Here is an 11,894-nt window from a genome sequence, read left to right on the forward strand (position 1 = left end):
CCATACACTTCACTAAATAGATAATTTATCGTAATATAGGAATAAGTAATTAGACCTATATGCAACGCAGATGTCTTGAATTTTTATAAAATTATGTGATTTTATGCGATTGTTAAAATATTTTAAGGGATAAAGAAGACGTGTTGGTTTGGAGTAATGAGTGAATTGCATATCAAAACAAGACGTTTAGTGAAATTCCAAAGGCAGATGGAGGATATTTAGTATGTATAGTGAAGGGGTATTCCAATTTTATTTTATGAATATGCCGCAGCCTGTGATTTTAATTCAGCAAGAAAAACATCAGCTATATTATAAAGAAAGTAACAAAGCAGCTCAGCAATTCTTTGACAAAATGGAAGACAAGATAATCAATAAAGAAGAAAATCTGCTTTTTTACACACTTTGTGAAAAAGCTATTGCCACGAAAGAACCAATTCAATATCAATACATACAGCTTTTCCAGCCCGACCGGCATGCATATGAAGTAACATTTACCCCTCTTTTTAATCAAGCGACAACCCCTTCACATGTCCTTGTCATGGCTCAAGAAATTCATTGTAAAAAAACGCAGGAAGAGAGCACGCGTTTACTCGATGCGTTTCTAGAAAACACGGTAGATGCCATTCTAATTGCTGATTGTGATGAGAAGGTCTTAACAGTCAATGGAGCATTTGAAAAGCTATTTCAGTGGAGAAAAGAAGAAGTTATAGGAAAAAGCCGTCAAGAGATGAACATCGTGTCAAAGAAAGAGGAAAAAGAAAACCTTAAATTAATAGAAGAATTAAAAAGTGGTAAGACGCTGCCTCCTTATGAAACAGTCAGGTACACAAAAAGCGGCGAAAGCGTGTGTGTATCTGTCAGCTGTTCACCGATTTATGACTATCAAAATCAACTGGTCGCCTATTCGGTGATTTACCGAGATATCGCAGCTATTAAAAAATTAGAATGGGAGCTCATAAAAAGCAAACAGTGGTACAAATCGCTATTTACAAACCACCACCACGCGGTTTGTATGCTGAATTTGGAAGGCACGATTTTAAATGTCAACAGTGCATTCTTAGAAACGCTGCAGCTTTCTGCAAGCGATGTGCTCCATCAAAATTACCGAGATATTGCTAAAAGACTGGGAGCCTGTAATTACAAACGCTGGAATGTATATGAAGAAATCAGCTACAGCACAGAGCTAACATTTCGTAGAAGTCAACATTCCGCACAGCACGTGTACATTACAACCATTCCTGTCAAAGTAAATAATCAAACGGTTGGTGCTTATGCCATCTTACACGATATTACGCCTCAAAAAGAAGCAGAAGAACAGCTGGCTTATACGCTGAAAGAACTTGAAAATATAAAATATGCGCTCGATGAATCAGCTAGCGTTATGATTATAAATGCAAGTGGAACTATTACCTATGTAAATGATATGTATGTACAGTATTCAGGTTATGAAAAAGAAGATTTATTGGGGAAGTATTATCGAGATGCAGGGCTTCATCATAACCACGATGAGCTGCTTGAAACAATAAAAAGCGGAAAGGTATGGCGAGGGCAGCTTGAAATGGGGACGAAGCATCATCAGTCATACTGGGTATCGAAAACCATTGTGCCTCTAAAAGATATAGACGGAAATATTACTCATTATGTATCTATCCATAATGATATTACTGAACAAAAAGCGCTAGAAAATAAACTTCATTTTGAAGCCACTCACGATAGTTTAACAGGTCTTCCCAATCGGGCGATGCTGTTAAAAGAGTTAAACAAAGTAATTGAAAAAGGGCAGCGGAAAAGCGATGAGTTTTTTGCGCTTTTGTTTCTCGACTGTGATAATTTTAAACAGATTAACGATGAATATGGCCATCATATAGGCGACGAATTTCTAAAAGCATACACGAAGAGATTAAAAAGCTGTGTACGGAAAGGCGATCGCATTTATCGTTTGGGCGGAGACGAGTTTATCATTATTTTAAACGTAACAAATGGAAGGGAAATTGAACAAATTGCTAGGCGGATTCATGTATCTCTTCAGCAAAGCTGGAATGTACGGGGCTATTGTTTGCGCACAACAACTACCATCGGCGTATCTATTTATCCAGAGGACGGGGAATCGGCTGCTTTATTATTAAAAAATGCAGATGATGCGTTATACAAAGGGAAAAGAGAAGGGAAAAATAATTATATCCTCTATCAAACGTAAAAAAGCCTCACTGGAGGCTTTTTTATTTTATCCATGTTTTTGCCCACTTACTGACGGGCCCTAAGATCATACCAAGCTCTGATCCTTTTTTGGTTAAGATATATTCAATGCGAACGGGACGTTCAGGAATAACGTGCCGGATCACAATTCCTTCTTCTTCTAACTCTTTCATTCGTTCGGTTAACATTCGTTTACTTAAAGAGGGAATGCTGCTGTGAATTTCACTAAAGCGTTTAGGACCGCTCATCAGGACATAAATAATTAACCCATTCCATCTTTTTCCTATTATATCAAACGTTTTCCACACTTTTGGACATAACTCATCAAATTCATTCATTGATGTCACCTACTTTATCGTATATAGGATATTAAAAGTAACTCTTATAATGTTATTATATACTAGCATTTGGATAATGAAAAGGCTATCTTTTTTTATTTTCAAAACTTTCAGTAGCTTGGAAACGCTGTATTGTAAAGTTTTTAAAAAAAGTCACAGAATCGACATATTATTATTGACGTATCAAGAAAAAAGGTCTAAGATTGGTTACATAAAGTTACCTAGTTAAATAAAAGGTACTTTAAATTTACAATTACATCAAGAGTTTGAGAAAGAAGGTTAGTATCAAATGGATATCCTTTTGGCTATTCTTCCTGCGATTTTCTGGGGAAGTATTGTCCTGTTCAACGTTAAATTGGGCGGAGGTCCTTACAGTCAAACGCTTGGGACTACAATTGGTGCGCTGATCTTTTCAGCCGTTATTTACTTCGTAGTTCATCCAGTGTTGACGCCGCTTATTTTTATTGTCGGAATCGTTTCAGGATTATTTTGGGCAGTTGGGCAAAGTAATCAGTTGAAAACGATTGATTATATTGGTGTTTCAAAAACCATGCCAATTTCAACTGGTATGCAGCTTGTGACGACATCATTGTTTGGTGTTATCGTATTTCACGAGTGGTCAACAACAACAACCGTTATTTTAGGCGTGTTAGCTCTTATCTTTATTGTTATTGGTATTGTGTTAACATCACTAGAAAGCGAAAAAAACCCAGAGCAATCTGGACAATTCAAAAAAGGGATTATTACCCTTGTTATTTCAACAATTGGATACTTAGTGTATGTAGTTGTCGCTCGTTTATTTAATGTAGACGGATGGTCGGCGCTATTCCCACAAGCTATTGGTATGTTAATTGGGGGACTTATACTTACTTATAAACACAAACCGTTTAATAAATACGCAATTCGCAACATTATTCCAGGGCTGATTTGGGCAGCTGGTAATATGTTCTTATTTATTTCTCAACCTAAAGTAGGGGTTGCAACAAGCTTCTCATTATCACAAATGGGAATTGTTATTTCAACGCTTGGCGGTATCTTCTTATTAGGAGAAAAGAAAACAAAGCGTCAGCTTATTTCGATTACGATTGGTATTGTGCTCATCATTTTAGGTGGCGTATTCCTCGGAATGGCTAAAAGTTAACGTTTACGTAAAAGTTAATGATAGTATGTATGAATAAATGAAAACACTAGGAGGATTTTATTATGTATACAGATTTAAAAGATAAAGTAGTTGTAATTACAGGTGGATCAACAGGTTTAGGACGCGCAATGGCTGTTCGTTTCGGTCAAGAAGAAGCAAAAGTTGTTATTAACTATTACAACAATGAAGAAGAAGCTTTAGATGCGAAAAAAGAAGTAGAAGAAGCAGGCGGACAAGCAATCATCGTTCAAGGCGACGTAACAAAAGAAGAAGACGTTGTAAATCTTGTTCAAACAGCTATTAAAGAATTTGGTACATTAGACGTTATGATTAATAATGCTGGTGTTGAAAACCCAGTTCCTTCTCATGAGCTATCTCTAGATAACTGGAACAAAGTTATTGATACAAACTTAACAGGTGCATTCTTAGGAAGCCGTGAAGCAATTAAATATTTCGTTGAAAACGACATTAAAGGAAACGTTATTAACATGTCTAGCGTTCACGAAATGATTCCTTGGCCATTATTTGTTCACTACGCAGCAAGTAAAGGCGGTATGAAACTAATGACGGAAACATTAGCTCTTGAATATGCGCCAAAAGGTATCCGCGTAAATAACATTGGACCAGGTGCGATGAACACACCAATTAACGCAGAGAAATTTGCAGATCCTGTACAACGTGCAGACGTAGAAAGCATGATTCCAATGGGTTACATCGGTAAACCAGAAGAAGTAGCAGCAGTTGCAGCATTCTTAGCATCATCACAAGCAAGCTATGTAACAGGTATTACATTATTTGCGGATGGCGGTATGACAAAATATCCTTCTTTCCAAGCAGGAAGAGGCTAATAGTTTTTAATCGATGTAGAAAAAAGAGACATGGCAAAATTGCCATGTCTTTTTTCTATACCTAAGAGAATTTCACCCCCCCTTTCTGGGGTGGTGAAATTCTCCTAGGTAAAACCTTTTAAAAGCTTTTTGTACTTCCCTTATAAGTTTTATTGTATTAGCCAGCCATTTTTTTGTTAGAAGAAGGCTGGTTTTTGTCTTTTAGTTTGCTAAAGATAAAGGCTAGCACTGAGCCTGAGATGTTGTGCCAGACGCTGAAGATGGCGCTTGGGACAGCGGCTAGTGGCGAAAAGTGAGTGGAAGCGATAGTGACGCCGAGCCCTGAGTTTTGCATGCCAACTTCCATTGCCACTGCTTTTTGTTTGGCTAGATCCATTCCGCATAAGCGGGCAAAGAAGAAGCCGATTGTGAAACCAAGAATGTTGTGAAGAACAACTACGGCAAAAATGATACCGCCTGTTTTAGCAAGCTGTGCTTGGCTTCCTGCCACAACGGCGGATACAATCAAGACAATCGCGACTACTGAAACAAGGGGAAGGGCTTTGGAACTTGCTTCTGCAGCTTTTCCAAAAAACTTTTTGATAGTAAATCCAAGAGCAAGCGGAATGATGACAACTTGTATAATGGAAATAATAAGAGACATGATATCAATATCGACCCACTTGCTTGCAAATAATAAAATAAGAAGCGGTGTAACAATCGGTGCTAAAATGGTTGAAACAGAAGCGATAGCAACTGCGAGCGCAACGTTTCCTCGAGCCAAAAAGACCATTACGTTTGATGATGTGCCGCTTGGACAGCAGCCTACTAAAATAACGCCCACTGCTATTTCTTTTGGTAAATCTAAGCCAATCGCCAAACCGAATGCAAGAAGCGGCATAATGATAAAATGTCCCACCACGCCTAGTGCTACTTCTTTCGGTCTTCGAAATACTTCACTGAAATCAGACGCTGACAGCGTTAATCCCATTCCAAACATGACAATTCCTAAGAGCGGAACGATGTACTTTCCAATCCATACAAAGTGCTCTGGGAATGAGTAGGCAATAACGGAAATTAAAATAACCCAAAGCGTAAACGTTTTTCCTGCAAATGTACTGATTTTCTCTATTGTTTTCATCTGTACGATACCTCCTGCGAACTATAAGAAGAAATTATACTATTTATTCAGAAAAATGAAAACAGTATTTTTGTAAAATAGTACAGAATATTTTATCTTTTGGAGATTATTTCAGTTTAAATGCAAGCATTCCTTCATTGAATACACAGAATATGTGGTAATATAAAGAAGTTAGTTTTAGAAAGTCGGAGGAGTTTAGTCATGAAATTTATCTATATTTTGTCTGTCCTTCCGTTCGTAGGCATATTAGGTTTTCTCCCTTTTGTTAATCGAGTGACTCCATTTGTTCTCGGTATGCCGTTCAATATGTTTTGGATGGTGATATGGGTAGTGCTTACGTCCATTATTTTAGGGGTTATGTACAAGCTTGATCCCAGAAATCGGGAAGGGGAAGAAGAATGAATAGTGCACTTATTATTATTTTATTATTTTTAGTGGCAGCTATTTTTCTTGGCATACGATCAACCAAAGGCAAGGATATGAACTTGGAGCAGTGGACGGTAGGCGGACGCGGTTTCGGGGCTGTTTTAGTGTTTGTGCTGATGGCCGGAGAAATCTATACAACGTTTTCGTTTCTAGGCGGAAGCGGATGGGCTTATGGAAAAGGAGCACCTGCACTTTATGTCTTAATTTATATTAGCTTATCATATGTCTTATCATACTGGCTTCTTCCTGTTATTTGGAAGTATGCAAGAGATCATAAGCTCGTCTCGCAGCCTGATTTTTTTGTAAGCAAATATAAAAGCCCTTATCTTGGTGTGCTTGTAGCTGCTGTAGGAGTGATTGCTGTCATTCCTGTTATTGTTGTGCAGTTAAAAGGATTGGGGATTATTGTATCACAGGCATCATACGGCGCCATTTCAATGCCGGCAGCCATTTGGATGGGAGCTATCAGTTTAACGCTGTATGTTATGATATCCGGTATCCATGGTTCTGCATGGACGGCCGTTATTAAAGACATTATGATGCTTGCTGTGATTGGATTTTTAGGCATTTATTTACCTTTTCATTATTACGGAGGATACGGTCCGATGTTTGAAGCGGTGAATACAGCGAAGCCAGGGTTTTTAAAGTTTCCTGAGCAAGGATTAAGCGTCTCGTGGTTTATTTCGACCGTTATTTTACTAGTACTTGGTTTTTATATGTGGCCGCAGGTGTTTAGTTCAAGCTATACAGCGAAAAATGCAAAGGTATTTCGTAAAAATGCAATCATTAGTCCTCTTTATACGCTGATGCTGCTCTTTGTATTTTTTGTTGGATTTGCAGCTATTTTAAAAGTTCCTGGTTTAAGCGGAGGAGACGTGGATCTTGCGCTATTACGGATCTCAATCCAAACCTTTGATCCTTGGTTTATTGGAATTATAGGAGGAGCGGGTTTGCTGACAGCGCTTGTGCCGGGGTCGATGCTGTTAATGAGTGCGTCAACGCTGCTGGCTAAAAACATATACAAACCGTTTGCGCCTCAAGCAAGCGAAGCGCGTATTGCTCGTTTAGCGAAAAGTTTTGTACCGGTTGTGGCTCTCATTTCCGTTTACTTTACGCTAAACGGAGGAACGACGCTGTCAACAATTATTTTAATGGGCTATAGTCTAATGACACAGCTGTTTCCATCTCTGCTTTTCAGCTTGAAGAAAAATAACTTTGTAACGAAACAAGGAGCAGCGTGGGGGATTGTTGCTGGAATTATTGTAGTAGCCTATATTACAATCAGCGGATCTACTATTGGTACGTTATTTCCATCACTGCCTCAGCAAATGAAAGATATCAACGTCGGATTTATTGCGCTGCTGGTCAACTTTATAGTAATGTGGGCAGTCAGTATGCTCACGAAGAAAAACAGCGTTTCTGCATAAGAAGCGCTGTTTTTTTGATCAAACAGCAAAGAGCCAAAGGAATATAATTATCCTTTGGCTCTTTATGTGGCTTTTAACCGATAATTTGCAAAATGTCCTACATCAACTGATTTACGCTAAAGCGGGAACTCGGTCGTTATAGTAAATAACTTCCGATAGGATCTTACACCCTTTAATCTCCTGAAATGTCTTTTTCGCCTCTACCTCTGATTCAAATTCAAACATAGTCGGACTTTGGTTTTTCGAGTAAACGGTAATGATCCACATTGTAAAATAAGCTCCCCCTATAAAATAATAGTTTTCCTTTTTAGTGTAGCTATCAGGTGATGTAATAATAATTGAATAGTTGTGATACAGCCTCACATTTTAAAAGGTACTTCTACTATACAACAAAAATTACAAAATAAAACAAGAAAATCTAAAAAACTACAGAGAATAATGAAAGAGAATAAATAACCGTTTATATATGGGCTATATTTATAAATGGAAGTAGGAACGCAAAAAAATATGGGGAAGAGCGATTGTCTTTTAGATTGCTAAACTATATACTTATGTTCAAAAAGTGCAGGAAGTGAACGATGAAAGTTGATACGGTAGTAAAAAAAGATGTTTTACTCATTCTGGTGATGATAGTCGTTGTGCCGCTAGCAGGAGAGCTTAAATATTATCCTTTTCATGATACGTATAGAGTTAGCTTTGCTGTGCCCATTTTTTTCTTTTCACTGCTGCTTTTAAGAAGAGTTTCTCCTGTTATACCAGGTATTTTAGTTGCTGGTGCTATAGTGGGTTTTCGGATGTGGCTTGATTGGTATAGCTACGAATCATTTGATTTTATTCATTCGTTGCAGATCAGGTGTTCAGCAGGGGTCTATTATCTCGTTTATGCAATTGCTTTTTCTTGGTTTAAAATTAACGATTTTCATTCAAAGCCGTGGATTATTGGCATATGGAGTATCATCATCGAAACGGTTTCAGGCGGAATGGAATTGTTTTTTATGTATGTGATGGTTCATCATCACATTGTGTTTCCGGAGTTCATGCAAATTTTTATTGTAGGCGTCTTTCGAAGTTTCTTTGTTTTATGTCTGTTTAGCATGATCAAACTTTACGAAGGGCAGCTGAGAGAACGACAAATCTCTCAAAAAAATGATCAGCTGCTTGTTGTGCTTTCAAATTTATATGAGGAATCCATTCATTTGAAAAAAACGCTGCAGGACGCTGAGAGAATTACGAAAAAGTCGTATGATTTATATGAAGAATTACACGAAGCGAATATAGAGCAGCTTACTTCGCTGCACGAATTTAGCCAAAAAGCATTACAAATTGCAGGAGAAGTACATGATATTAAAAAAGACAATCAGCGGATATCAGCAGGACTGTCCAAGGTCATTACAAAAGAAGAATTTTCTGAGTATATGGAAATCGAAAGTCTGCTTCAAATCGTCATGCGCAGCAATGAAAAATATGCGGCGATGTTAGCAAAAGATATTCATTTTTCATATTCGATTCTAGGAGAACACTCTCGCTATCACGTGTACTTATTTTTGTCATTAATTAACAACTTAGTAACGAATGCAGTTGAAGCAATTGAAAAAGAAGGGACGATTATTATCGACGTATGCCGAGAAGAAGACCGAATCTTACTGTATGTGAGAGACAGCGGTCCCGGCGTGAAAAAAAGGCATGAACATCTCATTTTTAAAGCGGGATTTACATCCAAATACGCAAAGGACGGGACACCTTCTACGGGTCTTGGGCTTGTCTACGTTAAGCAAATGACCGAGCAGCTGGGAGGGAATATTCAGTTTATTAATCTGTCTCCAAGCCCCGGTGTTCAATTTGCTATAGATTTACCTATTTCTACGTTAATGGGGGATAAGGACTAATATGCGATTTTATATTATAGATGATGACGAAGTCTTTCGTTCAATGTTAGCTGAAATCATTGAAGATAATGATCTAGGGGAGGTTATAGGAGAAGCAGAAGACGGGATTGTGTTAAACGATCAGTTTTCTCTATTGCAACAGATCGATATTTTATTTATCGATTTGTTAATGCCCATTCAAGATGGAATCGAAACCGTGCGCAAAATAAAGGGTAGTTTTAAAGGGAAAATTATTATGATGTCACAAGTAGAAACGAAAGATTTGATTGGAAAAGCCTACTCGCTTGGCATTGAATACTATATTACAAAACCGCTCAATCGTATGGAAGTGCTCATGGTCATTCAAAAAGTAATTGAACGAATTCATGTTCAACAATCAATGGAGAAAATTCAAGAATCGTTAAATACCGTACTTAATGTAGGAAATCAGAAAAAAACGCCTTCTTTTGGTAAAAAAGAAAGCGATCCGGCAGAAGCGTGCAGGTTTCTTTTAAGAGAACTTGGTATTTTAGGAGAAAGCGGAAGTAAAGATTTGATTGAAATCATCAATTACTTGCATCAAACGGAAAAAAGCACGATGTATGAACAGCATTTTCCGTCTCTCAAAGAAATATTTGAGAAAATTACTGTGAGAAAGCTTGGTTCATCTTTTTCAGAAGACGTGTTGCAAAAAGAAATGAAAGCAGCCGAGCAGCGAGTAAGAAGAGCCATTTATCAGTCTTTAAGTCATTTGACCTCTCTTGGTATGGTTGACTTCTTTAATCCTAAATTTGAAAATTATGCTTCTAAGTTTTTCGATTTTTCAATGGTGCATCAGCGCATGAGAGATATAGAAAAAGGGACGGGAAAAAGCAGTACTCCGAGTCGTATAAACGTAAAAAAATTTATCCAAATGCTCTATTATGAAGTCAAACAAACGCTGTAGTAAAAAAACTACAGCGTTTTCATTTTGTAATTTTCTAAAAACTTTTTTGTTAGTTTCAGTAGGTTTTTGTTAGATTTTGTGATGCCTGTGATAATGTAATCTTATGAATAAAAGAACTACTTAATAAACAGTTCTTAATGGAACTGTATCTGTTGAATACATTAAGTGCAAATAAACAGCTTCAAGCTGTTAGAAAAAAGAAGGAAGGTGCAAAGATATGTTCAAAAAGCTTGGATTAGCAGGACAAATTCTAATTGGTTTGATTGCAGGTATTATTGTAGGGGCTATTTTTTACGGAAATCCTAAAGCAGTTGAGGTGCTCCAGCCAATTGGAGACGTATTCATTCATTTAATTAAAATGATCGTGGTGCCGATTGTTATATCTAGTATCATTGTGGGCGTTGCGGGTGTTGGTGATATTAAGAAGCTTGGTAAATTAGGCGGAAAAACAATTCTTTACTTTGAAATCATTACAACGGTTGCCATTGTTGTAGGCTTATTAGCAGCTAACTTGCTTCACCCTGGTACTGGTGTGGACCGCAGCGGTCTTGAAAAATCAGATATCAGCAGCTACACATCAACGGCAGAAGCTACAGAGCAAAAAGGATTTGTAGAAACATTTGTTCACATCGTTCCAACGAATGTATTTGAGTCAATTGCTGCAGGCGATATGCTGCCAATTATTTTCTTCTCGGTCCTATTTGGACTTGGAATTGCATCAATCGGCGAAAAAGGCAAGCCGGTTTTAAGATTCTTTGAAGGCACGGCAGAAGCGATGTTTTGGGTAACGAATTTAGTTATGAAGTTTGCACCGTTTGGCGTATTTGCATTAATCGGTGTAACCGTATCAAAATTTGGACTAGCGTCTCTGATTCCGCTTAGTAAGCTTGTAATTGTTGCTTACGGCACAATGATTTTCTTTGTATTAGTTGTACTAGGACTTGTAGCTAAATGGGCAGGCGTTAACATCTTCCACTTATTAAAAGTGCTAAAAGATGAACTGCTACTGGCATTTTCAACTGCAAGTTCAGAAACAGTATTGCCGCGTATTATTGCGAAAATGGAAAAGTTCGGATGTCCTAAAGCCATTACATCTTTTGTTATTCCGACGGGATATTCGTTTAACTTAGACGGATCTACTCTTTATCAAGCGCTTGCTGCGATTTTTATCGCGCAAATGTACGGTATTGATATGAGCATCACACAGCAAATTTCACTGATATTAATTTTAATGGTTACATCTAAAGGAATTGCAGGAGTTCCGGGCGTATCGTTTGTTGTACTGCTTGCAACGCTTGGATCTGTAGGACTTCCGGTAGAAGGGCTTGCTTTTATCGCTGGAATCGACCGTTTGTTAGATATGGGACGTACAGCGGTAAACGTAATTGGAAACTCACTTGGTGCGATTGTCATTTCGAAGTGGGAAGGTCAATTTAATGATAAAGACAAGGAAGCTTATATTAACGAAGTAACAAAAAAAGTATCGTAACAACAAAGAGTCTGGGACAAAAGCATTGTAGTTGAAGAAAGATCCGAACGATTATTCGTTCGGATTTTTTTCATGTTGATGTAGATTTTATCTGTGCA

General features: G+C 37.7%; 10 protein-coding genes. 8 read left to right on the forward strand and 2 right to left on the reverse strand.

Going from position 1 to position 11,894, the window contains the following annotated elements; all coding sequences use genetic code 11:
- Positions 1–223: 223 nt before the first annotated feature.
- Entirely contained in the window at positions 224–2,197 is a 1,974-nt protein-coding gene (locus MKY06_RS05365; RefSeq protein WP_053486916.1) for a sensor domain-containing diguanylate cyclase, read from the forward strand.
- A gap of 22 nt (positions 2,198–2,219) precedes the next feature.
- On the opposite strand, the gene MKY06_RS05370 is transcribed toward MKY06_RS05365, so the two are convergent.
- Positions 2,220–2,534, reverse strand: coding sequence for a winged helix-turn-helix transcriptional regulator (locus tag MKY06_RS05370; protein ID WP_013055757.1), 315 nt, complete (start codon positions 2,532–2,534; stop codon positions 2,220–2,222).
- A 289-nt stretch (positions 2,535–2,823) separates the two neighbouring features.
- Here MKY06_RS05370 and MKY06_RS05375 point away from each other — a divergent pair, with 289 nt between their 5' ends.
- Both MKY06_RS05375 and gdh read left to right on the forward strand, forming a co-directional pair.
- A complete protein-coding gene (locus MKY06_RS05375; protein ID WP_013055758.1) occupies positions 2,824–3,675 on the forward strand; it encodes a RhaT/GlcU family sugar-proton symporter in 852 nt (283 codons plus the stop codon).
- Positions 3,676–3,737: 62 nt separating this feature from the next.
- Positions 3,738–4,523 (forward strand): glucose 1-dehydrogenase, encoded by a 786-nt coding sequence (gene gdh, locus MKY06_RS05380; RefSeq protein WP_013055759.1) that lies wholly within the window; start codon positions 3,738–3,740, stop codon positions 4,521–4,523.
- 157 nt (positions 4,524–4,680) lie between these two features.
- On the opposite strand, the gene MKY06_RS05385 is transcribed toward gdh, so the two are convergent.
- Positions 4,681–5,643: a bile acid:sodium symporter family protein gene (locus MKY06_RS05385; protein ID WP_013055760.1), complete on the reverse strand. Its 963-nt coding sequence runs from the start codon at positions 5,641–5,643 to the stop codon at positions 4,681–4,683.
- 201 nt (positions 5,644–5,844) lie between these two features.
- On the opposite strand from MKY06_RS05385, the gene MKY06_RS05390 reads away from it, so the two are divergent.
- The 5 genes from MKY06_RS05390 (at position 5,845) to MKY06_RS05410 (ending at position 11,796) form a co-directional block, all read left to right on the forward strand.
- Positions 5,845–6,045 carry a DUF3311 domain-containing protein gene (locus tag MKY06_RS05390; protein WP_013055761.1) on the forward strand — a complete coding sequence of 67 codons (201 nt, stop codon included), beginning with the start codon at positions 5,845–5,847 and terminating at the stop codon, positions 6,043–6,045.
- Positions 6,042–7,496 (forward strand): sodium:solute symporter family protein, encoded by a 1,455-nt coding sequence (locus tag MKY06_RS05395; RefSeq protein ID WP_063670786.1) that lies wholly within the window; start codon positions 6,042–6,044, stop codon positions 7,494–7,496. Before MKY06_RS05390 ends, MKY06_RS05395 begins: the two co-directional genes overlap by 4 nt.
- Before the next feature lie 578 nt (positions 7,497–8,074).
- Complete coding sequence (locus MKY06_RS05400) at positions 8,075–9,382, forward strand: sensor histidine kinase (protein ID WP_013055764.1); 1,308 nt, start codon at positions 8,075–8,077, stop codon at positions 9,380–9,382.
- Between the two features lies 1 nt (position 9,383).
- Positions 9,384–10,307 (forward strand): response regulator, encoded by a 924-nt coding sequence (locus tag MKY06_RS05405; RefSeq protein WP_340960327.1) that lies wholly within the window; start codon positions 9,384–9,386, stop codon positions 10,305–10,307.
- 217 nt (positions 10,308–10,524) lie between these two features.
- Entirely contained in the window at positions 10,525–11,796 is a 1,272-nt protein-coding gene (locus MKY06_RS05410; protein WP_028407730.1) for a cation:dicarboxylate symporter family transporter, read from the forward strand.
- The last annotated feature ends 98 nt before the right edge of the window (positions 11,797–11,894 follow it).

It is taken from the genome of Priestia sp. FSL P4-0332 (assembly GCF_038005845.1).
GTDB lineage: Bacteria > Bacillota > Bacilli > Bacillales > Bacillaceae_H > Priestia.

Coding starts and splice junctions, on each gene's coding strand:
- MKY06_RS05365 (WP_053486916.1), top strand. CDS start 224: ATGTATAGTGAAGGGGTATTCCAATTTTATTTTATGAATATGCCGCAG.
- MKY06_RS05370 (WP_013055757.1), bottom strand. CDS start 2,534: ATGAATGAATTTGATGAGTTATGTCCAAAAGTGTGGAAAACGTTTGAT.
- MKY06_RS05375 (WP_013055758.1), top strand. CDS start 2,824: ATGGATATCCTTTTGGCTATTCTTCCTGCGATTTTCTGGGGAAGTATT.
- gdh (WP_013055759.1), top strand. CDS start 3,738: ATGTATACAGATTTAAAAGATAAAGTAGTTGTAATTACAGGTGGATCA.
- MKY06_RS05385 (WP_013055760.1), bottom strand. CDS start 5,643: ATGAAAACAATAGAGAAAATCAGTACATTTGCAGGAAAAACGTTTACG.
- MKY06_RS05390 (WP_013055761.1), top strand. CDS start 5,845: ATGAAATTTATCTATATTTTGTCTGTCCTTCCGTTCGTAGGCATATTA.
- MKY06_RS05395 (WP_063670786.1), top strand. CDS start 6,042: ATGAATAGTGCACTTATTATTATTTTATTATTTTTAGTGGCAGCTATT.
- MKY06_RS05400 (WP_013055764.1), top strand. CDS start 8,075: ATGAAAGTTGATACGGTAGTAAAAAAAGATGTTTTACTCATTCTGGTG.
- MKY06_RS05405 (WP_340960327.1), top strand. CDS start 9,384: ATGCGATTTTATATTATAGATGATGACGAAGTCTTTCGTTCAATGTTA.
- MKY06_RS05410 (WP_028407730.1), top strand. CDS start 10,525: ATGTTCAAAAAGCTTGGATTAGCAGGACAAATTCTAATTGGTTTGATT.